The organism is Flavobacterium sp. RSSB_23 (assembly GCF_051547145.1).
Taxonomy (GTDB): domain Bacteria; phylum Bacteroidota; class Bacteroidia; order Flavobacteriales; family Flavobacteriaceae; genus Flavobacterium.
This window is the reverse complement of record NZ_JBPTTO010000006.1, coordinates 73,914-98,967: the sequence shown is the minus strand read 5'-3', so window position 1 is coordinate 98,967 and position 25,054 is coordinate 73,914. Positions and strand designations below refer to the sequence as shown.

The 25,054-nt window shown below is 36.8% G+C and carries 23 protein-coding genes and 2 tRNA genes; 13 read left to right on the top strand and 12 right to left on the bottom strand.

Features of this window, described 5'->3' with window-relative positions; all coding sequences use genetic code 11:
• Nucleotides 1–216: 216 nt before the first annotated feature.
• Nucleotides 217–1,731 carry a GH3 auxin-responsive promoter family protein gene (locus tag ACSVH9_RS10920; protein ID WP_438063739.1) on the bottom strand — a complete coding sequence of 505 codons (1,515 nt, stop codon included), beginning with the start codon at nt 1,729–1,731 and terminating at the stop codon, nt 217–219.
• 176 nt (nt 1,732–1,907) lie between these two features.
• Here ACSVH9_RS10920 and ACSVH9_RS10915 point away from each other — a divergent pair, with 176 nt between their 5' ends.
• Nucleotides 1,908–2,705, top strand: a complete 798-nt coding sequence (locus ACSVH9_RS10915; RefSeq protein ID WP_438063738.1) for a DUF2797 domain-containing protein — start codon at nt 1,908–1,910, stop codon at nt 2,703–2,705.
• A gap of 240 nt (nt 2,706–2,945) precedes the next feature.
• Here the strand turns inward: ACSVH9_RS10915 and sppA are convergent, their stop codons facing one another.
• Nucleotides 2,946–4,706, bottom strand: a complete 1,761-nt coding sequence (gene sppA, locus ACSVH9_RS10910) for a signal peptide peptidase SppA (protein ID WP_438063737.1) — start codon at nt 4,704–4,706, stop codon at nt 2,946–2,948.
• A 136-nt stretch (nt 4,707–4,842) separates the two neighbouring features.
• On the opposite strand from sppA, the gene folK reads away from it, so the two are divergent.
• Nucleotides 4,843–5,985, top strand: a complete 1,143-nt coding sequence (folK, locus tag ACSVH9_RS10905) for a 2-amino-4-hydroxy-6-hydroxymethyldihydropteridine diphosphokinase (protein WP_438063736.1) — start codon at nt 4,843–4,845, stop codon at nt 5,983–5,985.
• 151 nt (nt 5,986–6,136) lie between these two features.
• Here the strand turns inward: folK and ACSVH9_RS10900 are convergent, their stop codons facing one another.
• The 3 genes from ACSVH9_RS10900 to ACSVH9_RS10890 form a co-directional block, all read right to left on the bottom strand.
• A complete protein-coding gene (locus ACSVH9_RS10900) occupies nt 6,137–8,296 on the bottom strand; it encodes a T9SS type B sorting domain-containing protein (protein WP_438063735.1) in 2,160 nt (719 codons plus the stop codon).
• Between the two features lie 97 nt (nt 8,297–8,393).
• Nucleotides 8,394–8,924 carry an RNA methyltransferase gene (locus ACSVH9_RS10895; RefSeq protein ID WP_438063734.1) on the bottom strand — a complete coding sequence of 177 codons (531 nt, stop codon included), beginning with the start codon at nt 8,922–8,924 and terminating at the stop codon, nt 8,394–8,396.
• Between the two features lie 66 nt (nt 8,925–8,990).
• Nucleotides 8,991–9,431 (bottom strand): DUF1573 domain-containing protein, encoded by a 441-nt coding sequence (locus tag ACSVH9_RS10890; RefSeq protein ID WP_438063733.1) that lies wholly within the window; start codon nt 9,429–9,431, stop codon nt 8,991–8,993.
• A 149-nt stretch (nt 9,432–9,580) separates the two neighbouring features.
• On the opposite strand from ACSVH9_RS10890, the gene mutS reads away from it, so the two are divergent.
• The 4 genes from mutS to ACSVH9_RS10870 all read left to right on the top strand — a co-directional run bounded on the left by mutS (nt 9,581) and on the right by ACSVH9_RS10870 (nt 12,965).
• Nucleotides 9,581–12,187: a DNA mismatch repair protein MutS gene (gene mutS, locus ACSVH9_RS10885; protein WP_438063732.1), complete on the top strand. Its 2,607-nt coding sequence runs from the start codon at nt 9,581–9,583 to the stop codon at nt 12,185–12,187.
• Between the two features lie 143 nt (nt 12,188–12,330).
• Nucleotides 12,331–12,403, top strand: a tRNA-Gly gene (locus tag ACSVH9_RS10880).
• Between the two features lie 15 nt (nt 12,404–12,418).
• Nucleotides 12,419–12,504, top strand: a tRNA-Leu gene (locus tag ACSVH9_RS10875).
• Nucleotides 12,505–12,617: 113 nt separating this feature from the next.
• The gene (locus ACSVH9_RS10870) at nt 12,618–12,965 is read left to right on the top strand and encodes a YegP family protein (protein ID WP_438063731.1); all 348 of its coding nucleotides are present in this window, start codon (nt 12,618–12,620) and stop codon (nt 12,963–12,965) included.
• Nucleotides 12,966–13,078: 113 nt separating this feature from the next.
• Here the strand turns inward: ACSVH9_RS10870 and ACSVH9_RS10865 are convergent, their stop codons facing one another.
• From ACSVH9_RS10865 to ACSVH9_RS10850, 4 genes are all read right to left on the bottom strand, one after another.
• Complete coding sequence (locus tag ACSVH9_RS10865) at nt 13,079–13,300, bottom strand: hypothetical protein (RefSeq protein ID WP_315141541.1); 222 nt, start codon at nt 13,298–13,300, stop codon at nt 13,079–13,081.
• Between the two features lie 170 nt (nt 13,301–13,470).
• Entirely contained in the window at nt 13,471–15,627 is a 2,157-nt protein-coding gene (locus ACSVH9_RS10860) for a S46 family peptidase (protein ID WP_438063730.1), read from the bottom strand.
• Between the two features lie 31 nt (nt 15,628–15,658).
• Complete coding sequence (locus ACSVH9_RS10855; protein WP_438063729.1) at nt 15,659–16,102, bottom strand: GNAT family N-acetyltransferase; 444 nt, start codon at nt 16,100–16,102, stop codon at nt 15,659–15,661.
• A complete protein-coding gene (locus ACSVH9_RS10850; RefSeq protein ID WP_438063728.1) occupies nt 16,099–17,331 on the bottom strand; it encodes a 3-deoxy-D-manno-octulosonic acid transferase in 1,233 nt (410 codons plus the stop codon). Before ACSVH9_RS10850 ends, ACSVH9_RS10855 begins: the two co-directional genes overlap by 4 nt.
• A gap of 142 nt (nt 17,332–17,473) precedes the next feature.
• On the opposite strand from ACSVH9_RS10850, the gene ACSVH9_RS10845 reads away from it, so the two are divergent.
• The 4 genes from ACSVH9_RS10845 (at nt 17,474) to ACSVH9_RS10830 (ending at nt 20,349) form a co-directional block, all read left to right on the top strand.
• On the top strand, nt 17,474–18,604 hold the full coding sequence (locus ACSVH9_RS10845) for a DegT/DnrJ/EryC1/StrS family aminotransferase (protein ID WP_438063727.1): 1,131 nt from the start codon (nt 17,474–17,476) through the stop codon (nt 18,602–18,604).
• A gap of 109 nt (nt 18,605–18,713) precedes the next feature.
• Complete coding sequence (gene galE / locus ACSVH9_RS10840) at nt 18,714–19,727, top strand: UDP-glucose 4-epimerase GalE (protein WP_438063726.1); 1,014 nt, start codon at nt 18,714–18,716, stop codon at nt 19,725–19,727.
• A 119-nt stretch (nt 19,728–19,846) separates the two neighbouring features.
• Nucleotides 19,847–20,044 carry a hypothetical protein gene (locus tag ACSVH9_RS10835; RefSeq protein ID WP_438063725.1) on the top strand — a complete coding sequence of 66 codons (198 nt, stop codon included), beginning with the start codon at nt 19,847–19,849 and terminating at the stop codon, nt 20,042–20,044.
• A complete protein-coding gene (locus tag ACSVH9_RS10830) occupies nt 20,032–20,349 on the top strand; it encodes a hypothetical protein (protein ID WP_438063724.1) in 318 nt (105 codons plus the stop codon). The genes ACSVH9_RS10835 and ACSVH9_RS10830 overlap by 13 nt, the downstream gene beginning before the upstream one ends.
• 39 nt (nt 20,350–20,388) lie before the next feature.
• Here ACSVH9_RS10830 and ACSVH9_RS10825 read toward each other — a convergent pair whose 3' ends face one another.
• Nucleotides 20,389–20,640, bottom strand: a complete 252-nt coding sequence (locus ACSVH9_RS10825; protein WP_438063723.1) for a hypothetical protein — start codon at nt 20,638–20,640, stop codon at nt 20,389–20,391.
• A 134-nt stretch (nt 20,641–20,774) separates the two neighbouring features.
• Nucleotides 20,775–21,647, bottom strand: a complete 873-nt coding sequence (fabD, locus tag ACSVH9_RS10820; RefSeq protein WP_438063722.1) for an ACP S-malonyltransferase — start codon at nt 21,645–21,647, stop codon at nt 20,775–20,777.
• A gap of 146 nt (nt 21,648–21,793) precedes the next feature.
• Here fabD and ACSVH9_RS10815 point away from each other — a divergent pair, with 146 nt between their 5' ends.
• The 3 genes from ACSVH9_RS10815 (at nt 21,794) to ACSVH9_RS10805 (ending at nt 24,732) form a co-directional block, all read left to right on the top strand.
• Nucleotides 21,794–23,425, top strand: coding sequence for a hypothetical protein (locus ACSVH9_RS10815; RefSeq protein ID WP_438063721.1), 1,632 nt, complete (start codon nt 21,794–21,796; stop codon nt 23,423–23,425).
• Nucleotides 23,426–23,463: 38 nt separating this feature from the next.
• Nucleotides 23,464–24,015 (top strand): sugar O-acetyltransferase, encoded by a 552-nt coding sequence (locus ACSVH9_RS10810; RefSeq protein ID WP_438063720.1) that lies wholly within the window; start codon nt 23,464–23,466, stop codon nt 24,013–24,015.
• Between the two features lie 159 nt (nt 24,016–24,174).
• Nucleotides 24,175–24,732 carry a hypothetical protein gene (locus ACSVH9_RS10805; protein ID WP_438063719.1) on the top strand — a complete coding sequence of 186 codons (558 nt, stop codon included), beginning with the start codon at nt 24,175–24,177 and terminating at the stop codon, nt 24,730–24,732.
• 9 nt (nt 24,733–24,741) lie between these two features.
• On the opposite strand, the gene ACSVH9_RS10800 is transcribed toward ACSVH9_RS10805, so the two are convergent.
• Nucleotides 24,742–25,053 (bottom strand): helix-turn-helix domain-containing protein, encoded by a 312-nt coding sequence (locus ACSVH9_RS10800; RefSeq protein WP_159690487.1) that lies wholly within the window; start codon nt 25,051–25,053, stop codon nt 24,742–24,744.
• Nucleotide 25,054 lies beyond the last annotated feature (1 nt).

Here is a 25,054-nt window from a genome sequence, read left to right as displayed (position 1 = left end):
TTGATTGATGATTGATTATTCATAAGACGGCAATCGTTATCAATTGTTACAATTCAACATAAATTTTTTTTGAAAAAAGAGTTTTCTGATTGTAAATGAAAAAGATATACACTGCGTTTACTACCACTACCACCACAAACGCGACCAGGAGTAGCGCAACAAGAGAGGCAAATAATGAGTGCAAAGAGTAATAGCTTTTTCATTTAGTAAGTAGTTTTAAGATTGAAGTGCTTTCAATTGTTCCAAGTAGTCTCTTTGGTTTGAAAGACGTGGGATTTTGTTTTGCCCACCCACTTTATTTCTTTGTTTAAGCCAATCATAAAACAGATTTTCTCTTGCTACATTGATGACCAAAGGATTTAGCGTCATATTATTGTAGCGTTTGGCTTCGTAATCAGAATTTAAGGATTGTAGCGTGGAGTCTAAAATTTTATGAAAAAGTGTTAGGTCTTTTGGTGGTGTTTTAAACTCAATCATCCATTCGTGAGCACCTTTCTGCTTGCCTTCCATAAAAATAGGGGCTACAGTATAATCTACAATTTCAGATTGTGTCTCTTGGCAGGCTTTCGCCAAAGCTTGGTCTGTGTTTTCGACCATTAGTTCTTCGCCAAAAACATTGATATGATGTTTTGTTCTTCCCGTAACTCTGATTCGGTAAGGGCTCAGTGAGGTGAATCGAACGGTGTCACCAATCAAATAGCGCCATAAACCACCGTTAGTAGTGATAACCATCGCATAATTTTTGAATAATTCTACTTGCGATAAACGCACCACTTTTTGGTTTGGTGTGCCAAAAGTATCCATTGGGATAAACTCATAAAAGATGCCATAATCAAGCATCAATAACAAATCACTTGAATAATTTAAATCTTGAATGGCAAAAAATCCCTCAGAGGCATTGTATATCTCGTAATATTTGAAGTTGTTTTTCGGTAAAATCTTTTGGTATTGTTCTCGGTAAGGGTCAAAACTTACGCCTCCGTGAAAATATACTTCAAGGTCAGGCCAAACTTCCATTAGATGATTTTTCCCAGTTTGTTCTAAAACTTTGTTCATTAACACTAACATCCAAGAAGGCACACCAGCAAAACTAGTAACATTCTCAGTGATTGTTTCGTTAATGATGGCACTCATTTTTGTTTCCCATTCACTCATCAAAGAAACTTTGTTACTTGGCGTGCTACTAAATTCCGCCCAAATGGGCATATTTTCTATCAATATGGCCGATAAATCACCAAAGAAGGTATTGTTGTTCTCGTAAATTTGTGAGCTTCCTCCAAGTCGAAGGCTTTTCCCTAAAAACATTTCCGAGTCTTCATTGTTGTTTAGGTACAAACAAAGTAAATCTTTACTGCCTTTGTAATGGCAATCTTCTAAAGCTTCATTACTTACTGGGATAAACTTACTCTTAGCATTGGTAGTACCGCTGGATTTTGCAAACCATTTTATTGGAGTTTCCCATAGTACATTCTGTTCTCCTTGACGTGTTCGTTCTATTAATGGTTCTAGGTCTTCATAACTAGAAATAGGAACGCGTTCTACAAATTGAGCATAGGATTTTATGGAGCCATAATCATATTGTTTTCCGACTGTTGTGTTTTCGGCAGAGCGGAGTAAATTCATTAACAATTCTTCTTGAACTTCATTAGGATATTTTAAAAACAATTCAATTTGATGGATGCGTTGTTTTAAAAACCAAGAAGCAATAGAGTTGATGATAGATAATGGCATGAAAGAGTAGAATTAGTTCCCTAATTCTTTAAGCAAATTAGGGGATGAAATAATATTTTATAAAAATTGGATTCCAATTTCTAATTTGTAATTTTATCAAAAATAACATTTTTTTTAATAATCTTAATATTTCCACAAATCTAATTCTGTCTTTAGGAGTTAGGGAACCAATTTATATGACTTACGAAGGTGTACTCTCCAAAATGCCAACCGAAATAGGCAATCCTATTCAATATTATTTAGTTTTTGAATTCAGTTTTTTAAATATTAACCAACTTTTGAATAAAGAAATTAGTATTCAATTTCTAGGCTATCAATGTTTGAATTGCGGGAAAAAGAAAAAAATATTTCGTCAAGGATTTTGTTACGACTGTTTTTATTCGAGTCCAGCTGTGGGAGATTGGATTATGAAACCCGAATTAAGTACCGCACATTTAGGAATAGAAGACAGAGATTTGGCCTACGAAGAAAAAGTGCAATTACAACCACATATTGTCTATTTAGCTTTATCGAGTGAGGTCAAAGTTGGTGTAACCCGCAAAACTCAGATGCCCACGCGTTGGATTGACCAAGGCGCCGAAGAAGCCATAGTAGTAGTTGAGGTTCCAAATCGATATCTGGCAGGAATTACAGAGGTCGCGCTAAAAAATCATTTCGCAGACAAAACCAACTGGCGAAAAATGTTGACCAATACTTTTGACACTGTAGATTTGGTTCAAGAAAAGGCAAAAGTTCAAGCTTGGCTGCCAGATGAAGTTCGCGAATATTTTAGTTTAGAAAAAAATGAAATTGTTACGATGCATTATCCAGTAGCCGCTTACCCTGCCAAAGTGAATAGTTTGAATTTAGATAAAACGCCTTTTTATCAAGGGCAACTCATTGGAGTAAAAGGACAATATTTGTTGTTTGCCGACGGAACCGTTTTTAATGTTCGAAGTTATGAAGGCTATGTGGTAAAAATAGAAATGCAATAATCTGGAATAGTAGAAGCGGAATGATTTGGGATTTTTTGGATGCAAAGTCCCGCTGTCCTTCCAATCTTTTTTTAAAACATCCCCAACATAATTATTAATTGAGAAGGGATGTTTTAAAAAAAGGATTTTCCCTCCCATCGGGGCTAAAAGGATGCATAGTGCTATTCAGGAAACCAAACTGTTTAAAAAAAGAAAACCGTTTAAGTAAATGCTTAAACGGTTTTTTTTAGTAGTTGAGTTTTATTCTATTTTTAATTCCATCGGAAGTATAGCCTGTATTCCTTTGCGTTGTTTTATACGCTTAATTTCTTCAAGTAAACGATAGTTTTCCTCGCCAATTTCTTCTTTTATAAAAGCTGTTTTTGATTTTGCAAACGGGAAATTAGCAAAAATATCTTCAAAATTTTTCTCATATTCTGGGTAATTTACCGTGCTATACGATTTAATTTTGGCCAATTTTGCTGCCTCGGCTATTGCTTCTCTCAAGCCGCCAATTTTATCTACCAGTCCAATTTTTACTGCCTCAGACCCTGTCCAAACACGACCTTGACCAATAGAATCTACTTGGGCAGTAGTCATTTTGCGACCTTCTGCAACGTGACCAATAAAGGTAGCGTAGATATTTTCAACACCTTCTAGCGTTATAGCTTTGAATTTTTCATCCATTGGTACAAAAGGACTATAATTCGATGCGTTTTCGTGAGTTCTAACTTGTTCAGTATTGATGCCGTAGCGGTTCGCAGCAACAGAGAAGTTAGGTAGTGTTCCAAATACGCCAATTGAGCCTGTAATTGTATTTTTTTCAGCAAAGATAGTATTGGCGTTACAAGCAATATAATACCCACCTGAAGCGGCATAATTACCCATAGACACTACAACAGGTTTTACTCTTTTTGTCAATTCTATTTCTCTCCAGATTAAGTCAGAGGTTAAGGCACTTCCACCAGGGCTGTTAATACGCAAAACAATTGCTTTGATGTCGTCATCTTTTCTGGCTTCTTGAAGTGACCTTCTCATTGAGCCTTCTCCAATTTCATTAACATCACCTTCGCCGCTACCAATTTCTCCTTGTGCATATACGATAGCAATAGCATCATTGGAATCCATATTCACAGAAGTAGTAGTTGTTTTTTGGGTGTAATCGGCAATAGAGACCGTGTTATAATCCTCGTCTTTGTCTACTTTTAATACCTTTCTTATGGCGTTATGGTAAACATCTTCATAAGCAATGTAGTCAATAAGATTTTGCGCTTTGGCCATTTCTGGGGTTCTAGCCAAAAGGCCGTTAGCAATTGTATTTAATTTTTCTACAGGAATATTTCTACTTTTCGAAATGTCTTCTACTATGTTTGTCCAAATTCCGTTTAGCAATGCCATAGTTTGTTCCTTATTCGCATCACTCATTTTGTTTTCTAGAAAAGGTTCAACAGCACTTTTGTATTTTCCGTGACGAATTACTTCCATCTTTAAGCCTGACTTTTCTTGAAAATCTTTAAAGAACATAACTTCAGTCGACAATCCTTTGAAATCTAATTCTCCAATTGGGTTGATGTAGATTGAAGTGGCAACAGAGTTTAAATAATATTCTTTTTGAGAATAACTATTAGCATAGGAATAAATAAATTTTCCTGATTTTTTAAAGCGGTTCAATGCATCACGAAGCTCTTTGCTTTGTGCCATTCCTAAACTAGAATTGGTATTTAGGATAGAAATTCCCTTAATGGCATCGTCGGTTTCTGCTATTTCTATAGCGTTGATAACATCAGTCAAACCAATTTTTTTTCTTTCAGAAAAAGCCGTTACCCAAGGGTCTGAGTATTTTCCAGCATAGTCATCAGAAATATCAGATAAATTAAGTTCTATAACTGAGTTATTTTCAACTTCAACAGTTTCAGAATCGCCTCCAAAAATGACTCCAATAAGGATGATTCCAAAGAAAGAAAGCATCATAAAAACAAAAATACCAATAACGGTAGCCAAAACATTTCCTAAAAATCTCATAGTTAGTTATTTTTTATCAATAAGTCTATAACCTAATTGTATTGTTACAAAAGTAGATTTAAATTTCTTTTTTCAAAATAATCTACTTCTATATCAGTAGTGATTTTAATTTTCTTTTCCTTAATTTGTGCCTATTATGAAGTCACAGCATCAAGTCGTATTGTCGTTAGGTAGTAATCAGGGGCAAAGGTTAGAAACCATTATCCAATGTATTGATGTATTGCATCTTGAGGTAGGTACGGTTTTAAAAATTTCCCCAGTTTATGAATCGCCAGCTTGGGGTTTCGAAAGCACACCTTTTTACAATTGCGCCTTAGTTTTGCACACCAACGCTTCTCCCGTCCAAGTTTTAAGCAAAATTCTTAAAATAGAAAAGCGTTTAGGTCGCATTCGGACGACTACAGTTGGCTATGCAGCGAGAAATATTGACATTGATATCATTGCTTTTGATGAATTGGTAGTGGATACCGAAAAACTACAATTGCCTCATCCACTAATGCAAGACCGCAATTTTGTTTTATTGCCATTTCGAGATTTACAATTGGATTGGATACACCCAATTTTTAAAAAAGCTGTCCCCGAATTAATTGCCGAAACATCCGATGATAGCAGATGCCAAGTTGTAGCGACAATCCATGCGCCATTGAGCAGCATTCCTCTAGAAAAATACAATTACATCGCATTCGAAGGTAATATTGGAGCAGGAAAAACAACATTGGCTAACAAAATCGCCGAAGATTTTAATGCCAAAACAGTATTAGAACGCTTTGCAGACAATCCCTTTTTGCCAAAGTTTTACAAAGACCAAAACCGATATGCTTTTCCTCTCGAAATGTCTTTTCTTGCCGATAGGTACCAACAGTTGTCAGACGATTTGGCGCAATTCGATTTGTTCAAAGATTTTATCGTAGCCGATTATCATATTTTCAAATCCCTAATTTTTGCAAAAATCACTTTGGCAGAAGACGAGTACCGTTTGTACCACACCCTTTTTTCCATCATTTATAAAGAAATGCCCAAGCCCGATTTGTACATTTATCTGTACCAAAACACCCAGCGTTTATTGCAAAACATAAAGAAAAGAGGCCGAAGCTACGAACAAGATATTCAGGAAGAATACCTAGAAAAAATCAATACGGGCTATCTCGATTATATCAAATCACAAAAAGATTTGAACGTGTTAATCATCGATGTTTCAAATCTTGATTTTGTCAAAAATCAGTCAGATTACCTTTTTGTTTTAAATGAAATCAAAAAGAAAATACATCACACTTCCTGATTTTTAGGAGCGCATCAAAAGGCTTTTTTGGAGTTATGTTTTCCCGCTTTCCGTTTTAATCTTATGCCCCGAACCCCGGGTCATAAGGATTTCCACTACAATCGGGGCTAGGAGTTAGCATTTGGCTTCAAAGTAAGAGAATCAAATCGTATTATCTTTTCAAAGAAAAATGACCTCTTTTTTCAACCCCAGAATCGTCTAGTTTCAGTACATACCAATAATCGGTCGAAGGCAAAGGGTTTTTATTTAAAGTGCCGTCCCAAGACAAATTATTTGGTGATAATTGGCTTATTAATTTTCCGTACTGGTCAAAAATAGAAATGGTCGCCTTTGGGTAAACCTCAAAATCTTTTACATACCAAACATCATTGAAACCATCATTATTTGGGGTGAAAAATTTTGGTGGAGCTATGACGATAAATTGTTCTTGGTCCGAGTTACAAAAGTTAGTATCTCTAACATAAGCCGTCTGAATTCCAGCAGGCGCATTCGTAAAGATATTTGAACTTTGATAATTAATGTTGTCAAGAGAGTATTCAAAATAAGGAGCTGTATTCGTTACTTCTATGGTTACTGTTGTTTCTTTTACCGTTACTGCTTTTATTTCAGGTACAATTTGACGAATCACTGTAAAGTTTTTTCTGCTCGTGCAATTTTCAGGTGCTGGGCTAGTAATATCAACATAAAAATTGCCGATATCATTCACTTGAATCGTTGCCGTAGTTGCTCCCGTTGACCACAAATAAGACATTCCGCTCAAGCCTGCATCAAGAGTTACAGGATTTGATTGGCAAATAACTTTCTCTTCATCGGTAACAGCCGGAAGCGGATAAATCTTCACTTCTACAGGAACTCTAGTTCCGTTGGTACAATTCGCATTGACTGCTTCAGCATAGAAGGTGGTGCTCACATTCAAAAATGGAGTAACATAAGTTGTTCCTGTTCCTAATGTAGTTGTACTAGTAGCATCTGCATACCAATTAACTGTTCCCGAAGAGGGTGTTGCTGTTAATGTTACTACAGATGGTCCGCAATTGCTTACAGGAGAATTGGTAGCTGTTATGGTTGGAATTAAATTGATGGTTGCAACAACAGCTGTTCTACTAGTAGTGCATCCTCCAGAAGTTATCCCTACATAATAAGTGGTAGTGGCGTTTATAATTGGAGTGGTAAAACTAGGGCCACTACCAACTAAATTTCCGCCAGAGCTTTGGTCGTACCAATTGATGGTGCCGATAGAAGCAGTAGCCTGCAAGGTCAAACTACCAGGGTCACATTTTGTAGCAGGTGTTGTACTTAGAATTGTTGGAATAGTAATCGAAGTACTGGCAGAAAGTTGTAAAACAGGATCGCCTGGCATACCGCCATATTCTACTATATAGCCTTTGGGTTGGTAATCGCCGCTTGTGGCGCCAGTGTTTGACAAATCATTCCATGAACCCGTAATACCAACTCCAGGTGCTGTAATGTGAGCATAATCTTCGTCTCCAAGTTGATTGGGTTCACTGTTATTCCAAAAAGCAAAATTAGGCGTGCTGCCATTAGCGTTTCCATTCCAGAAGATGGTTCCAGCTTCCGGGCCAGTCACCCATTTCCATACACCTTCTGTTTCGGAATCACTTCCTCCAATCCATCCTGCACCTGGGGCTTGTTTTCCGGCTAATTGTGCTTCGTCTGCAGCAGTCAGTGTGGCTAGGTAGCCTTTTAGTCCGTAATAAGTTCGAAGCTCAGCCGCGGCTTTAGCGCTTGTCCAAGTAATCCCAATATTAGGAACGTATTCATAATAATGTCCATTTCTTGGTAAATAATTGGCTTGACCAATACTAATTGAAAAACTTCTACTACCGGTTGCTGTTGCGGAGGAGTTGTTGAATTGCACATCTTTGATGGCGTTAACAAAATCGGTATAACTTACAGGAACTCCTGTCGGACTATTCAATGTTAGTTTTCCTTCGGTGGCATTCCAACTACTTTTGATGGTTGGATGTGAAGAAGCATTACTTAAAAAAAGCACATCTTGTCCTAAACTATAGCCAGAGGAGATCTGAATATAAATAGCTTCAGTGCTAGTGTCATCTGGATCGGTGATACTAATATTGGTTACAATATTAATGTTGGAAAGTGGGCAATAGGATTGATTGCCAGTTGCGGTAATTGTTGGAGCAATATTAGCTACAGCTTTTTTAGTGGTAGCTACTTTTGTTATAGCTATTTTTTGTTTTTTTTCAGTTGGTGAAATTGCTGAATTAGCAAAACCAAATTGAAAAAAACAAAAGACAAAAAATATAGGTAGTAGTATGGGGCGTTTCATTCTATAAAAATAAGATTAAAATCAATTATTTACTAATCGAAAGAAAGAATTTAAGGTCGAATCTTTGTAGAATATGAGAAAATAAACAATAAAGAAATCAATAGTGATATTGTTTGAATAAATCCCAAACAACTATACCAGCACTTACCGATATATTCAAGGAATGTTTGGTGCCCAATTGAGGAATTTCTATACAACCATCACAAAGAGCTACGGCTTCTTGAGCTACGCCATGTACTTCATTACCAAAAACTAATGCATATTTTTTTGAAGTATCAACTTTGAAATCTTGAAGAAAAATAGCACTTTCCACTTGTTCAATCGCTAAAGTAATAACATTGTCTTTTTTTAGAGCAGTTATGGCATCCAAAACATTTTCATAATGTTCCCAAGCTACTGTTTCTGTAGCGCCCAAAGCGGTTTTGTGGATCTCTTTGTTGGGAGGTGTCGCAGTAATGCCACAGAGTATAATTTTTTCTACCAAAAAAGCATCAGCAGTTCTAAATACAGATCCAATATTGTGAAGACTTCTCACATCATCAAGAACCAGAACTAGAGGTGTTTTTTTAGATTGTTTGAATCCTTCAACCGACTTTCTTTCGAGTTCGCTATTCTCTAATTTTCTCATTGCAATGTCAATTTAATAAAAAAGCTTCCTAAAGGAAGGAAGCTTTTTATGTAATATTTATGTTTTTTAGCTTTTTACTTCGTCAGGTAAAACGTTTCCTTTTATAGTCAAAGTTTTTGTTGGTTGACCAGCCGCATTTGAAGTAATAGTAACTGTTTTTGTAAAAGGACCAACTCTATCTGTAGCATATTTTACACCAATAACACCTTTTGCACCTGGCATAATTGGTTCTTTAGGACTACTTGGTACGGTGCAACCACAAGATCCTTGAGCATTGGTAATGATCAATGGTGCATTTCCGTTGTTGGTGAAAACAAATTCACGTTTTCCGTCAGAATTACGTGCAATTGTTCCGTAATCAATAGTTTCATTAACGAATACCATTCCAGCTCCTTCAACTTTGGCAACAGTTGCTTTTGCTTTTTTAGCTTTTTTTGAAGTTTCTTGTGCTGTAGCTGTAGTTATTCCTAAGCTCAAAACGAAAAGTAGAGTAAGTATTTTTTTCATAAGATTTAATTTTTAGTACACGCAAATCTATACAAAAAATACAAATCAGCGCTTAAAATTGACTTAAAATTTTAATTTTTGAACCCTTCATTATTGCTTTAAAATCTATAAATTCGCTGTCATATTTACAGAATTTAATTCCCACTAATTTGGCAGCAAAAGAAAAAGGCGTTAAAGAAACGCCATTGATGAAACAGTATAATGAAATTAAAAGAAAGTATCCCGATGCTTGTTTGTTGTTTCGAGTAGGTGATTTTTATGAAACGTTTGGCGAAGATGCGATTCGTGCATCCAAAATACTCGGAATTACTTTAACTAAGAGAGGTGCAGGATCCGATACTGAGACCGCGCTAGCGGGTTTTCCTCATCATTCTATCAATACGTATTTGCCCAAGTTAGTTAAAGCTGGACTTCGTGTAGCTATTTGTGATCAGCTAGAAGATCCCAAAATGACCAAAACGATTGTGAAACGTGGCGTTACCGAATTGGTTACTCCTGGAGTTTCTATGAACGATGAGGTGTTGCAGTCCAAAACCAATAATTTTTTGGCTTCGGTATATTTTACCAATAAAAATATTGGAATTTCATTTTTAGATGTTTCTACTGGAGAATTTCTAACCGCACAAGGAAATGCAGAATACATCGATAAGCTGTTGCAAAATTTCAATCCTAGTGAGGTCTTAGTGCCAAAAAACAACAAAAATACGTTCCGAGAAACATTCGGAGACGATTATCATAGTTTTTATCTCGAAGATTGGATTTACAAAGAGGATTATGCGTTGGAAAGCTTAACGAAGCATTTTCAAACCACTTCTTTAAAAGGTTTTGGTGTCGAAGAATTGAAAGAAGGAATCGTGGCTTCGGGCGCTATTTTGTATTATTTGTCCGAAACACAGCACAATAGAGTGCAGCATATTACGGCCATACAGCGCATTGCAGAAGATGCTTATGTTTGGATGGATCGTTTTACCATTCGAAATCTAGAGTTATACCATAGTTATAATCCTAATGCGGTGACGTTGCTAGATGTAATCGACCGAACACTTTCGCCTATGGGCGGACGATTATTGAAGCGTTGGTTGGCTTTGCCATTGAAAGATGCAGCCAAAATTCAGAGCCGTCATCAAGTTGTAGCTTATTTGAAAGAAAACCAAGAAGTTTTAAAACAAATACAATATCAAATCAAACAGATTTCTGATTTGGAACGTTTGATTTCAAAAATCGCAGCAGGCAAAGTGTCGCCTCGTGAAGTGGTGTATTTGAAAGAATCTTTAGATGCTATCCTGCCAATTAAAACGATAGCCTTGCAAAGTCCGCAAGATGCTGTAAAAGTAATTGGTGATAGTTTACACAGTTGCGATTTACTTCGTGAAAAAATAAAAACTACATTAAATCAAGATGCGCCAGTAGCTATTGCCAAAGGGAATGCGATTGCGGTTGGTGTACATTCAGAATTGGATGAGTTACGCGCGATTTCAACTTCTGGGAAAGAATTTTTAGAAGGAATCGAGAAACGTGAATCAGAGCGTACAGGGATTTCTTCTTTGAAAATTTCTTTTAATAATGTTTTTGGATATTATATAGAAGTTCGTAATACGCATAAAGATAAAGTGCCAAGCGAATGGATTCGTAAGCAAACCTTGGTGAATGCGGAACGTTATATTACCGAAGAGCTAAAAGAATATGAAACCAAAATTTTAGGTGCCGAGGAAAAAATCCATAAAATTGAAGGAGAGATTTTTGAACAATTAGTGCAATGGATTTCAACGTATATCAAGCCAGTTCAAATGAATGCCAATTTGGTGGCGCAGTTGGATTGTTTGTGTTCGTTTACACAATTGGCTATAGAAAACCAATATGTTTGTCCTGAATTGGATGAAACCTTTGAATTGGATATCAAAAACGGTCGTCATCCAGTAATTGAAAAACAATTGCCCGTTGGTGTGCCTTACATCGCCAATGATGTTTTCCTAGATAGAGACACACAACAGTTGATTATGATTACTGGGCCAAATATGTCGGGTAAGTCGGCTATTTTGAGACAAACGGCTCTGATTGTACTCTTGGCCCAAATGGGAAGTTTTGTTCCAGCAGATAGCGTTAGAATGGGTATCGTGGATAAAATCTTTACTAGGGTAGGAGCTTCAGATAATATTTCGATGGGTGAATCTACTTTTATGGTCGAAATGAACGAGACGGCTTCTATTTTGAATAATATTTCAGACAGAAGTTTGGTGCTGTTAGATGAAATTGGTCGTGGGACAAGTACCTATGATGGAATTTCTATTGCGTGGGCTATTGCGGAGTTTTTGCACGAGCATCCTTCGCAACCCAAAACTCTTTTTGCTACGCATTATCACGAATTGAATGAAATGAGTGAATCATTAGTTCGTATACAAAATTATAATGTCGCTGTAAAAGAATTAAAAGATAACGTGCTTTTTATTCGAAAACTAATAAAAGGAGGCTCTGCTCATAGTTTTGGGATTCACGTAGCCAAAATGGCTGGAATGCCACAGTTAGTGATTTTGAAAGCGCAGAAAATATTAAAGAAATTAGAAAAAGACCATTCAGGTGATGCGTTAACTGGGTTAAAGGCCGCAAAAGATGAGATGCAAATGAGTTTTTTTAACTTAGATGACCCCTTGTTGGAGGAGATTAAAGAAGAAATTTTACAATTAGATATTAATTCGATAACGCCGATGGAGGCTTTGATGAAGCTGAACGAGATAAAACGAATGCTCAGTCGAAAATAATTGCAGTATAAAGAATAGGTTATCAGAAAGTTATATTTTTATTGAATTTTTTTTCTGAAAAAGGCTTGTTTTATTGAATATTTGTGCTAAATTTGCCACCGCAATACGAAACAAGTACTGCAGTTCTTTTGAGAATTTGAAACGCGAAAATAGCTCAGTTGGTAGAGCGCGACCTTGCCAAGGTCGAGGTCGCGGGTTCGAGCCCCGTTTTTCGCTCAAACACCACATAATGCTCGGATGGTGAAATTGGTAGACACGCTGGACTTAAAATCCAGTGAACAGCAATGTTCGTGCGGGTTCAAGTCCCGCTCTGAGTACAAGAAAGCTTCAAACTATGTTTGGAGCTTTTTTTATTTATGACAAATCCTAACATCGGCCTGATGAGGATGGAGTAATTTGATTCTAAAATCTTTAACGTATAAATTATTGTATGGGTGCTTTTGTGATTAGTAAACGGTTTAATGATACTTATAAGTTTGTTTTTACATCACGTAAAGGGAAGGTGATTTTTACCAGTCAAAGCTATGAATTGAAGTTTGAAGGGGAAGAGGATATTGTCTTGATACAGCAGTCGATTGATGCGTTGGTTTTTATTAAATTAAAATCAGCAGCTGGGAAGTATTATTTTAGATTGTTGCTTGGAGAGCGCCATTTGGCAACAAGTAGAAAGTATACTACAGAGTTGCGATTACTCAAAGGAATAGAGGAAATAAAAAAATATGCGGCGGTGTCTGAAATTTTAGATTTTTCTGAAAACACCTTTGTTTTTCCAGATTGATTTTATGGTATAGTCTAAATAAACAAAAGCTCAAGATGATTCTTGAGCTTTTGTTTATTGGACATAAAAAAAGCCATCACATGGATGGCTTGATTTTTTCTGTAATTTAAAAATTACTTAGCAGCTGGAGCTTCAGCAGCTGGAGCAGCAGCAGGTGCAGCAGCAGAATCAACTACAGTAGCAGCAGAATCAACAGCAGGTGCAGCAGCAGAATCAACAGCTACAGCAGCAGTGTCAGCAGCAGCTTCAGTTCCTTCAGCAGCAGCGTCAGCTTTTTTACAAGATACAACAGTTAATACAGCAACAGCAGCTAAACTTAAAAATACTTTTTTCATCTTAATTTTATTATAAAGGTTAATTATTAATTCGTGGCAAAGATATAAAAAAATTAATACGCAATATATTTTTTTGTATTTTTTTTAAATTATATTCTCTGTTCACGTGGGTTTAAATATCAAATAGTATGCCAATGTAGGGGGTGTGCTAAAATAGTAGCTGTTAGTTGTTAACGTTTCCCTTTTTGGTTTTTTTTAGGATGTACCAATTGTAATTCTTCAATCAAGTTTTTTGCTCCTGCGTATTTGTCCATAATGAAAAGCACATAGCGAATGTCGACCATTATGTTTCTGCAGATGCTAGGGTCGTAATAGATGTCGCTCATCGTGCCTTCCCAAACGCGGTCAAAGTTCAATCCAATTAAATTTCCTTTGGCATCTAGCGCAGGGCTTCCTGAATTTCCGCCTGTAGTATGATTGGTACCAATAAAGCATACGGGCATTTTTCCGTTTTCACCATAATTTCCAAAATCTTTGTTTTTGTACAAATCAATCAATTTTGGAGAAACATCAAATTCGTAGTCGCCCGGAATGTATTTTTCCATAACACCGTCCAGATAAGTAATAGGATTGTAATATACGCCGTCTTTTGGTTCGTATCCTTTTACTTTTCCATAAGTCACCCTCAAAGTACTATTGGCATCCGGAAAAATTCTTGAATTTTCGCTCAGTTCCAGTTGCGCTTTCATATAATTGCGTTGCAATTCTGTTATTTTCAAATTTAAAGCCTCGTAAGTAGGATTCACTTCTTTTAGATACATATCGGCCATACTTTTTACTAGGACAAAAGCAGGGTCACGGTTGATGTTGTCCAATACCGTTTTTGTGTCACCTGTTAGTAGTTCTTTTGAGCCAGAGTAGGAAGTGAGTTTGGAACTAGAATAAATGCTTTTTGTGAGTTGGTTAACATCAATATTGTTGAGTGTATTCGGTAAGAATTGCTTTGGTACTTTTGTAGCATATAATGCAATAAGTTGCTCGAATACTTTTTCGTCAACTTTGGCGCTAAAGTCTTTGTAAAAATCACCCAATCCATTGTACAGGTTGTTTTTTCTGTCGGTAAAAGCCTGTTCTCCTTTGGTGTTGTAAAGTTGTTCTAATTGATAGAATTTATAAGCAACAGTAAGCAGTTCGGTATTTCTTTGTACGGTTTCGTTAAAATAATCTCTAGCCAAAGCGTAAGGCGCGATTTCAGTATAGTTTTTTTCGAAATCACTCAAAATACTACCGTATTCTTTTTCTTTTTTGGCTTTGCTAACTTTTTCTTGAAACTTCTTTTCCGCTTCTTTTTTTACTGCAATTGCATTTGATTTCTTGATGCCTAAAGTTTCTCCTTGCCATTTTTTCCAATAGTTTGCCGTTCCAGCATATTTTGAAGCATATTGAATTTTGATAGCATTATCTTTTCTCATAAAACCATCAGCTACTTTAAGAGCTTGTTCTCTGATTTCGATTTTGGCAGGATTTAATTCGTTTGCAATTTGATTGATAGCAACTGAAGGTAGGTATTCATTGGTTTTTCCAGGATATCCAAAAACCAAAGTAAAATCGTCTTCAGCAATTCCATCTAAAGAAACAGGCAAAAAGTGTTTTGGTGTATAAGGAACATTTTCTTTTGAATAAGCGGCCGGGCGATTGTTTTTGTCAGCATAAATTCTGAAAAGTGAAAAATCTCCAGTATGACGTGGCCAAACCCAATTGTCGGTATCCGAACCAAATTTTCCAATCGAAGTGGGTGGCGCGCCCACTAAACGAACATCTTTGAAGGTTTCGGTAACAAAAAGTAAGTATTGATTACCATCGTAGAAGGTTCGGATTTTGTTTTCTTGCCAAGCTTCTTTGGGAAATGAATTGCTTAAAGCGCTAATGTTTTCTTGAATTTTCTTTTGCTTTTCGGCTTCATTTGATAGCGTGTTCACTCCTTCCAAGACTTGTTTAGTCACGTCTTCTATTTTGACAATAAATGTAACTACCAAATCTTTATTTGGGAGTTCGTCCTCCATTTTGTAAGCCCAAAAACCATTGGCTAAATAGTCGTGCTCGGTGCTTGAATGCGATTGAATTTGTCCGTAACCACAATGGTGATTGGTTAGCAAAAGCCCTTTAGGTGAAATAACTTCCGAAGTACAACCTCCGTTAAATTGAGGCACAGCGTCTTTTAAGCTGGATTTGTTGGTGTCGTAAATGTCTTTGGCAGTCATTTTCATGCCCAAGCTTTTCATTTCTTTTTCGTTCATTCCTTCCAAGAGAGAAGGTATCCACATACCGCCTTGTTGGGCTTGTGTTTGAATCACAAAAAGCAATAAGAATAGTTTTAAGAATTTCATAGGAGTAATGGTATTTAAAAAGGTAATAAAATTATAATTTGTGTTTCATCAATTTTCTCGGATGAATGCTGAAGCCGCTTTTGAGATACAATTGCTGAGCCGAAAGATTGTGTTCTTCGACTTCTAAATAAAGTAGTTTTAAGCCTAGTTCTTCGCTTTGTGTTTTGGCAAAAGCAACGGCACTTTTCCCAATTCCTTGGCCTCGTGCTTTGGGTTGAATGTATAATTCATCTAAAAAAGCAATCTTGCCTTGGTATTCAAAGCTAAAAACAAAAGTCAGAATCAAATACCCTACAATTTCTTGATTCCAAAGGAGTAGCCAGCATTTCCCAAGATTGTCGTTTGCTAAAAATTCTTCAAACAAATTTTTTGCGATTGTTGTGTCAAAAGGGTACTTGTCGATAGCGTAAAATTCACTCATCAGTGAGGTAACGGTATCGATATTCTTTTTTTCGAGTGATTGAAATTGTATCATTGAAGATGATTTAGAATGATAGCGGTAGCGCCTTTATTTTGCTGCACAAATTGGCGGCAAATAGCTCCTTTTTGAAATCTAATCTCTGGTTTGTAAATCAAATCGTCAAAAGTTTCGAGCAAATCTTTGTTGTTTTCAATACTAACACATCCCTCGAGTTTGACTAATGCTGTCACTTCTGCAAAATGCGAATAATTTGGTCCAATTACGATTGGAATCCCAAAAGTGGCGGGTTCTAAAATATTATGTACACCAGGATTTCCAAAGCCACCACCTACATAAGCAATGTCGGCATAGCTATAGATTTTGGTTAAAATCCCAATGGTGTCAATGATAAAAACTTGTTGGTCAGATAAGGATTGATTTTCTTTTTCAGAAAATACGACAGTCGGTTTGGTAATTTGTTCTTTTAATTTTGCTATTTGTTCTGCTTTGATATTATGTGGAGCAATAATGAATTTTACGTTTTCATTGCTGTATTCGTTAATGTATTGGGCGATGATTTCTTCGTCTTTTGGCCAAGAACTACCTATAACAACTGTGATTTTGTTGTTCTTGAATTCGGCTATAAAATCAAGAGTGTTGTCTTTTTCTAAAATGGTACTCACACGGTCAAAACGCGTATCTCCAGAAACCAAAACATTTTGGTGACCAAGGCTTTGCAAGAGTTGTTTCGAAGATTCGTTTTGCACAAAAAAGAAATCAAAAGCGTTTAGTGCTTTTCTGTAAAAACCGCCGTACCACTTAAAAAAGGCTTGGTTTTCTCTCAGAATTCCAGAAATCAAATAGGTTTTGATGTTTCGTTTTTTGAGTTCGTTCAAGTAGTTTGGCCAATATTCGTATTTGATAAAGAAAACCAGTTCGGGATTGGCTAACTCGATGAATTGTTTGGCATTTTTTTGAGTATCCAATGGTAAATAAACCGTGCAATCAGCCACTGTATTGTTCTTTCGCACCTCGTAACCTGAAGGAGAAAAAAAGGTAACTATAATTTTATGAGAGGGGAATTTTTCTTTTATTTTTTCAATTACAGGAAGTCCTTGTTCGTATTCGCCTAGGGATGCGGCGTGAAACCAGATGGATTTGTCGCTGGTTTGAATTTTTGCTTTTAAAGTCTTAAAAACATCCTTTCGACCCTTTACAAAAAGAGCCATTTTTGGGCTAAAAAGGGCAACGATTTTCAATAAAAAACCTGCTATAAAAACGATTTGATTATACAGAAAAAACATGAGTATAAATTTTGGCTAAAATACAGTTTCTTTATGGTTTTTTCATTGTCTAAGAGGGATTAAATAACTATTTTTGTTGTTCTTTTTTGCGAAAACATTTTGGGTAAACCTACTTTGTTTTCAAACTTTAAATTATTTTTCAATGAAAAAAATCCAAATGGTTGACTTAAAAAGTCAATATGATAAAATAAAAGACGTTGTAAATACCTCAATTCAAAACGTTTTAGATACGAATACTTACATCAATGGTCCAGAAGTGCACACTTTCCAGAAAGAATTAGAAACTTATTTGGGGGTAAAACACGTAATTCCGTGTGCCAATGGTACCGATGCGCTACAAATTGCGATGATGGGATTGGGTTTACAGCCCGGAGACGAAGTAATCACTGCCGATTTTACGTTTGCAGCAACTGTAGAAGTGATTGCATTATTGCAACTTACCCCAGTTTTGGTTGATGTTGATATGTACAACATGAACATTTCTTTAGAAGCTATCAAAAAAGCCATTACTCCAAAAACCAAAGCGATTGTACCCGTACACTTGTTTGGTCGTGCTGCTAATATGGAAGCGATTATGGCTTTGGCTAATGAGCATAATTTATATGTAATCGAAGATAATGCACAGGCTATTGGTGCCAATTGCAAATTTTCAGATGGCACCAAAAAGAAAGCGGGAACTATCGGTCATGTAGGAGCGACTTCCTTTTTCCCTTCTAAGAACTTAGGATGTTATGGCGATGGTGGTGCTATTTTTACTAACGACGATGCTTTGGCACACACCCTTCGCGGTATTGTAAACCACGGAATGTACGAAAGATACCATCACGATGTGGTGGGAGTAAATTCGCGTTTGGATAGTATTCAAGCAGCAGTTCTGAATGCTAAATTACCGTTGTTAGATCAATACAATAAAGCGCGTCAAGACTCAGCTCGCAAATATACCTTGGCTTTTCAAAATCACGCCAATATCATTGCACCAAGTATTTGCGATATCTGCGATTGTCATGTTTTTCATCAATATACCTTGCGCATCATCAATGCAGATCGCAATGGATTAATGCAGCATTTGCTAGATAAAGGTATTCCATGTGCTATTTATTATCCAATTCCATTGCACGCACAAAAGGCTTATTTGGATCCAAGATATAAAGAAGAAGATTTTCCAGTTACGAATCAGTTGGTGCAAGAAGTGTTATCTTTACCTATGCATACTGAGCTTGATGATGAGCAAATTAAATTTATTACCGATAGTGTTTTAGAATTTTTAGGATAGTTTTTAGGAGCTATTTCCTGCTGTACGCTGTATCTTGCTTGGTTTCGTAGAAAAAACGAGACCAAGCAAGGATGCCGCTTCCATCAGGGCTAACCCAAACCACACAATTATGAAAATATTGGTTACAGGAGGCTTAGGCTTCATCGGTTCTCACACCGTAGTAGAATTGCAAAGCAAAGGATTTGAAGTCCTAATCGTCGATAACTTATACAATTCGTCTATCGACGTTCTAAAAGGAATCGAAAGCATATCTGGAATTGCGCCGCATTACAAAAATATTGATATGCGCGACAAAGCAGCCGTGCAGGCGCTCTTCATAGAATATTCAGATATTGCAGGAGTCATTCATTTTGCAGCTTCCAAAGCTGTAGGAGAAAGCGTTGAGAATCCGTTGTTGTATTACGAAAATAATATTGCAGCCTTAGTGTATCTACTGCAAGAATTGCAACAAAAAGATGCAGCTTCCTTTATATTTAGTTCCTCTTGTACCGTTTACGGACAGGCCGAAAAAATGCCTATTACCGAAGATGCTCCTGTACAACAACCGATGTCCCCTTATGGGAATACCAAAAAAGTAGGGGAAGAAATCATCAGAGATACCGCAAAAGCATCGTCTATCAATGCGATTTTATTGCGTTATTTCAATCCTATTGGAGCACATCCAAGTGCCGCAATTGGAGAATTGCCTATTGGTGTGCCACAAAATTTAGTGCCTTTTATCACTCAAACTGCAATTGGATTGCGACAAGAATTATCGGTTTTTGGAGATGATTATCCAACGACTGATGGTACAGCGGTTCGTGATTATATTCACGTGGTGGATTTAGCCAAAGCACACGTTATTGCTCTAGAGCGTTTATTAGAAAAGAAAAATACAGACAAAGTAGAGACTTTTAACTTAGGAACAGGAACAGGAAGTTCAGTACTCGAAGTGATACAGAGTTTTGAGCGAGTAAGTGGTCAAAAACTACCTTACAAAATCGTACCTAGAAGAGAAGGCGACGTTACCGAAGCCTATGCAAATACCCACAAAGCCAACACCGTTTTGGGTTGGAAAGCCGAGTCAACACTTGATGAAGCAATGGCAAGTGCTTGGAAATGGGAACAAAAAATACGCTCATAAATAGTATTCAGTCACCAGTAAAAAGTAATCAGTAAGAAGCACCAAAGTATCCATTGATAGTTTGGTGTTTTTTTCTTTAAAGAACTATTTGTAAATTCGTTAGGTAAAAATATAAAGGAATGAGTGCTAAAAAAACATCCTCAAAATTGCCCAAAGTAGAAGAACCAGCTGTGGTTTATGAATCTTCGCAGGTGAAGCATAAAGGAATAGATAGGGCTACATTTGATTTCGATACGGAGTTCGCTAATGGATTGACTCCGGAAGAGTTCAAAGCCGAGATGCACAAAAGAATAAAAGCCTATCCTTGGAAAAAATAATTTTTGCAGATAAGGTTACGAATTATTTAGATCAATTAGTATATGTGCTTTTTGAAGAAGAGTATTTTAGCTATAGTGATAATGCGCAAGTTTATGTAAATAAAATTGTTGACTTTATAGTTTCAGAAATAGCTAGTTTTCCGCATAAAAAAACACCTTCATCACTTTCTCATTTAGGTACCTATTATATTTTTTACAAATCGAATAAAAGAACTACTTGGTACATTTTTTTCGAAAAGAAAGCATCTGCTATTTTGATTACTGGAATTAGTAATAATCATTGCGAAGAAGCGAAAGAGTTGTAAATAAAAGTAAAGCCGAATCCAAAGGATTCGGCTTTTTTGTTACTTTTTCGCAGCTTCTTTCATTTTATCAGCGGCTTTGTCTAGTTTTTCAGCGCCTTTTTCGAGTACGTTACTCGTTTTGGCCTGTAAAGTATCTACTGCTTTTTCTACTTTTACTGTAGCGGTGTCAATTTTTTCTTCTACTTCTGAGGTTACAGCCTCTTTAGCCTCATCCAATTTTTCCTTGGTTTCTTCCTTGCAAGAAACGGTTACCGCCGCTAAAAAAGCCAGTCCTAAAATTATTTTTCTCATAATCAATGTGTTTTTATGGGTTGTTATTTTATCAAAACTAAAGATAAATAAAAAATCCCCACAAACTTTACGTTTGTGAGGATACTGTTGATAAGAATTGCTATTTAAATTCTGCTATCTGCTATCTTAAATTTTTAAGCATTCGCAGTAGCCGCTTCTTTATTGATTTTTCCAATCAGTCCGGTCAATACTTTTCCAGGACCTACTTCGGTAAATAATGTTGCTCCGTCTGCAATCATTTGTTGCACGGATTGTGTCCATTTTACTGGAGCTGTCAACTGAATGATTAAGTTTTTCTTGATTTCGTTAGGGTCTGAAACCGCGCTTGCTGTTACGTTTTGGTACACAGGACAAATCGGAGTAGCAAAAGTAGTGGCTTCGATAGCAGCTGCTAATTCTTCTCTAGCTGGCTCCATCATTGGAGAGTGAAACGCACCACCAACAGGCAAAATCAATGCTCTTTTAGCACCTACTTCTTTCATTTTTTCGCAAGCCAATTCTACTGCTTTGTATTCCCCAGAAATCACCAATTGTCCAGGACAGTTATAGTTTGCCGCCACCACAACACCATCAATCGAAGCGCAAATGTCTTCTACTATTTTGTCGTCTAGGTTCAAAACAGCAGCCATTGTTGAAGGGGTGATTTCGCACGCTTTTTGCATCGCTAATGCTCTTTGAGAAACTAATTTCAACCCATCTTCAAAAGACAAAGCACCATTGGCCACTAAGGCAGAGAATTCACCCAAAGAGTGTCCAGCTACCATTTCTGGTTCGAAATTTTCTAAAGTTTTGGCTAAAATAACTGAGTGCAAAAATACCGCAGGTTGTGTTACTTTGGTTTCTTTTAGTTGTTCTGCAGTGCCTTCAAACATAATGTCGGTGATGCGGAAACCTAAAATTTCGTTGGCTTTTTCGAATAATTCTTTGGCAAGTGGAGAGTTCTCATATAAGTCTTTGCCCATTCCTGTGAACTGTGCGCCTTGACCTGGAAAAACGTATGCTTTCATAATAGTATGTTTATGTCGTAAATAATTTTAGTAGCAGCAAAAGTACTATTTTTATGGAATGTAAAAAAAAACACTCCTGCCTTTTCTTTTTTACTGGTTGTAACGTTTAAAAAATTAAAAGACTAATAGGTAAATCTCTTCAAATTATGAAAAAAGTAATCTTAGTATTTTTTACAGTTTTTATTGCATTCCTATTGATGTATTTCGGTTTGCCGGTACTTAACTATGGTTTTTTCAAATTGCCTTTCTTTCTATTATTGTTAATTGGAGTAGTGAGTTTATTTTTTATTAAACTAAAAGTAGACCCGAAAACCCACAAGACAACAGTTTTGAAGGCACCTCACAAGGTATTTTATTACAGTATATTGGTCTTACTTTTTTATGTAGCCATTGTCCCATTATTTACAACGGTAAAAATGTTCAGAAGCGAGGCGTACCAACAATTGCTTGGCAAAGTGCATAAAGGTGAAAAAATCACCCAACATATTGCACCTATCGCCATAGACAAAATCCGAGTTGTTGATGAAGAATTGGCCTATTTATTAGGCGAAAAAATATTAGGCTCGCAACCAGCTTTGGGAAGTCAAGTAGAGTTGGGACATTTTTGCATTCAAAAAGTACAAAACGAATTGTATTGGGTTGCTCCATTGTTACATTCTGGTTTTTTTAAATGGATTAATAATTCCGAAGGAACTGCGGGTTATGTTATGGTTTCAGCTACCAATGAGCGTGATGTAAAATTGGTTCAACAAATTGACGGGAAACCTTTAAAAATAAAATACCAACCTTCATCTTATTTTCAGTCCGAAATTCATCGCCACGCGTATCTTAATGGGTATGCAACCATTGGCTTAACCGACTTTACTTTTGAAATCAATGACGAAGGAAAGCCGTTTTGGGTGATTACAACTTATGACAAAACCATTGGTTTCTCTGGAAATAATGCTACAGGAGTTTTGGTAGTCGATGCACAAAACGGAGCCATTCAAGAATATTCCATTGCCAACACACCAAAATGGGTAGACCGCATACAACCTATAGATTTTATCGAAGACCAATTAGACGATTGGGGGACGCTAATTCACGGGTATTTCAATTTTTCAAATGAAGACAAATTACAAATCACCGAAGGGATGACTCTGGTGTATGGAAAAGACAATAAATCCTATTGGTATGCAGGCATTACTTCAACCGGTAAAGACGAATCTGCCGTGGGCTTTGTATTGGTTGATACCCGTACCAAAGAAACCACTTTTTACAAGCAAGGTGGCGCTACCGAATTTGCGGCTCAAAGTTCAGCCCAAGGTAAGGTTCAAGAAAAAGAATATACTGCTTCTATGCCAATTCCATATAACATCAATTCCATTCCTACCTACGTAATGACTTTAAAAGACAAGGGTGGATTGGTCAAAATGTTTGCTATGGTTGCCATTTCTGACTATACGATTGTGGGCGTTGGCAATACGATGCGTGAGACCCTTACTGCATACAAAAATGTGTATAATATGGCCGGCAATAAGATTAATCCCAATTCGGTAGCCAATAAAAAAATCATTCAATCGGTGGTGACAAGAATTCAAAACGACGTCAAAAACGGCAATAGTTTTTATTACTTCACCCTGCGAAAATCACCCACTATTTATGTAGGTTCTTCACAAATTTCGAGCGAATTACCAGTAACTGTTGTGGGAGATTCCATCAAAATCACCTATGATTTAGACCTTGAAAAAGTAGTAGATATTTCTAGTTTTCAAAATCTAACCTTGAGCAAGAAGTAAAGCGTTTTATTTATTTTTGTAGTTAAATCATAAAGTCAATGCCTTCTGAAAAAGAAAAAATGCTCGCTGGCGAATCCTATCTCAGCAACGACAAACAGTTGGTGCAAGAACGATTGTGGGCTAAAAAAATGCTGCAACAAATCAATGCCGAGTATATCGTAAACGGCAAAACACGCGGATTGTTCAAGCAATTGCTGCCCAATGCGCACAAGCGTTTGTACATCGAACCGCCGTTTCATTGCGATTATGGTTATAATATATACACGGGCGAAAATGTGTATTTCAACCTCAATTGTGTGGTGCTCGATACGATGAAAATCACCATTGGCAACAACGTCTTTTTTGGGCCAGGCGTACATATTTACACCGCTTCGCATCCCTTGGATATTGTCGAACGACGCACCTTCGAGCTGTCTAAATCTGTCACGATTGGCGATGATTGCTGGATTGGAGGCAATACCGTGATTTGCCCCGGAGTGACCATTGGTGACGGTTGCACGATTGGCGCAGGCTCGGTGGTGACCAAGAATATCCCGTCACATTCATTGGCTGTAGGCAATCCCGCTCGGGTCATTCGAAAATTGCAGTAAACTTTTTTAGGAGCAGAAAGAAGCGGCTTTTTTATAGGCAAAGTCCCGTCATCCGCTGTATCTTTGCGGCCAAACCCCGGCCACAAAGGATGCCGCTACTACCGGGGCTAGAAGGCAAGAAAAGGCTTGATTAGCCAACATCCCAAAAAAAATAAAAGAATGAAAGTTATCCTACTTACCCCAATGGAAATCGAAGCCGAGAAAGTGCAAAATGCCTTGCAACGCTTTCCATCTTTACAAAATGACTACCAAATCGTTATCTCTGGCGTGGGAAGAGAAACCACTGCCAAAGCAATGATGCATTTGCCTCCGCACGATTTGTGTGTGTTAATTGGCTTTGCCGCCATAGTAGGAAAACCCGAAAATCTTCCAGCCGAATTACAATTAGGAATGCCGATAGAAATTACCAATGCCTCGCTTTATGGTTACGAAGGACAATTGTTCGAAAACGGTAAACCGATATTGACAGAACCCAAAACCAACTTGCTTTGTTTGTCTTCGTTAACTTCGGATAAATTTGTCAAAACGACGAATTTGGGCGAACGCACCGTGGTGAATATGGAAGATTATACTTTTATGTATCTCAAACAACCACAAGATTTTATTGTGCGTATTATTTCAGATTTCTTGCCCCATACCCACGAAATCGACTTTTTTGAAGAAGTAAAACTTATTGATTTTTACAAAGCCATTGAAGCTATTGAGAGGGTTTTGTAAGTGAAAGATTTAATGTGCAGCTATTTCTTGATGTAATAATTCTACATTAAAATTAACTTTTGCATTTAAAGCTCGAAAAACTTTAATAATCGTATCAAATCTTGCGTCAGTTACGCTGTTTTCAATTTTAGAAATTTGAGCTTTTTTTACACCGACTAATGCACCTAATTGTTCTTGAGTCAAGTTTCTTTCTTTGCGAATTTGTTTAATGGTTTGTCCAATCAAATCAATTTTCAATTCGTTTTCAAAATTATCTCTATTTGGAGTGCCTTTTTTTCCAACGAATTTATCTGTTACTTCATCTAAACTGTACGTTTTCATA

What these genes read in the sequence shown, in the direction of transcription:
- ACSVH9_RS10815 (WP_438063721.1), top strand. Translation starts at nt 21,794, where the DNA reads ATGAAAAAAGTAATCTTAGTATTTTTTACAGTTTTTATTGCATTCCTA.
- ACSVH9_RS10890 (WP_438063733.1), bottom strand. Translation starts at nt 9,431, where the DNA reads ATGAAAAAAATACTTACTCTACTTTTCGTTTTGAGCTTAGGAATAACT.
- ACSVH9_RS10865 (WP_315141541.1), bottom strand. Translation starts at nt 13,300, where the DNA reads ATGAAAAAAGTATTTTTAAGTTTAGCTGCTGTTGCTGTATTAACTGTT.
- ACSVH9_RS10920 (WP_438063739.1), bottom strand. Translation starts at nt 1,731, where the DNA reads ATGCCATTATCTATCATCAACTCTATTGCTTCTTGGTTTTTAAAACAA.
- ACSVH9_RS10915 (WP_438063738.1), top strand. Translation starts at nt 1,908, where the DNA reads ATGACTTACGAAGGTGTACTCTCCAAAATGCCAACCGAAATAGGCAAT.
- galE (WP_438063726.1), top strand. Translation starts at nt 18,714, where the DNA reads ATGAAAATATTGGTTACAGGAGGCTTAGGCTTCATCGGTTCTCACACC.
- sppA (WP_438063737.1), bottom strand. Translation starts at nt 4,706, where the DNA reads ATGAGATTTTTAGGAAATGTTTTGGCTACCGTTATTGGTATTTTTGTT.
- ACSVH9_RS10800 (WP_159690487.1), bottom strand. Translation starts at nt 25,053, where the DNA reads ATGAAAACGTACAGTTTAGATGAAGTAACAGATAAATTCGTTGGAAAA.
- ACSVH9_RS10870 (WP_438063731.1), top strand. Translation starts at nt 12,618, where the DNA reads ATGGGTGCTTTTGTGATTAGTAAACGGTTTAATGATACTTATAAGTTT.
- ACSVH9_RS10805 (WP_438063719.1), top strand. Translation starts at nt 24,175, where the DNA reads ATGAAAGTTATCCTACTTACCCCAATGGAAATCGAAGCCGAGAAAGTG.
- ACSVH9_RS10860 (WP_438063730.1), bottom strand. Translation starts at nt 15,627, where the DNA reads ATGAAATTCTTAAAACTATTCTTATTGCTTTTTGTGATTCAAACACAA.
- ACSVH9_RS10855 (WP_438063729.1), bottom strand. Translation starts at nt 16,102, where the DNA reads ATGATACAATTTCAATCACTCGAAAAAAAGAATATCGATACCGTTACC.
- fabD (WP_438063722.1), bottom strand. Translation starts at nt 21,647, where the DNA reads ATGAAAGCATACGTTTTTCCAGGTCAAGGCGCACAGTTCACAGGAATG.
- ACSVH9_RS10895 (WP_438063734.1), bottom strand. Translation starts at nt 8,924, where the DNA reads ATGAGAAAATTAGAGAATAGCGAACTCGAAAGAAAGTCGGTTGAAGGA.
- ACSVH9_RS10845 (WP_438063727.1), top strand. Translation starts at nt 17,474, where the DNA reads ATGAAAAAAATCCAAATGGTTGACTTAAAAAGTCAATATGATAAAATA.
- folK (WP_438063736.1), top strand. Translation starts at nt 4,843, where the DNA reads ATGAAGTCACAGCATCAAGTCGTATTGTCGTTAGGTAGTAATCAGGGG.
- ACSVH9_RS10825 (WP_438063723.1), bottom strand. Translation starts at nt 20,640, where the DNA reads ATGAGAAAAATAATTTTAGGACTGGCTTTTTTAGCGGCGGTAACCGTT.
- ACSVH9_RS10810 (WP_438063720.1), top strand. Translation starts at nt 23,464, where the DNA reads ATGCCTTCTGAAAAAGAAAAAATGCTCGCTGGCGAATCCTATCTCAGC.
- ACSVH9_RS10900 (WP_438063735.1), bottom strand. Translation starts at nt 8,296, where the DNA reads ATGAAACGCCCCATACTACTACCTATATTTTTTGTCTTTTGTTTTTTT.
- ACSVH9_RS10835 (WP_438063725.1), top strand. Translation starts at nt 19,847, where the DNA reads ATGAGTGCTAAAAAAACATCCTCAAAATTGCCCAAAGTAGAAGAACCA.
- ACSVH9_RS10850 (WP_438063728.1), bottom strand. Translation starts at nt 17,331, where the DNA reads ATGTTTTTTCTGTATAATCAAATCGTTTTTATAGCAGGTTTTTTATTG.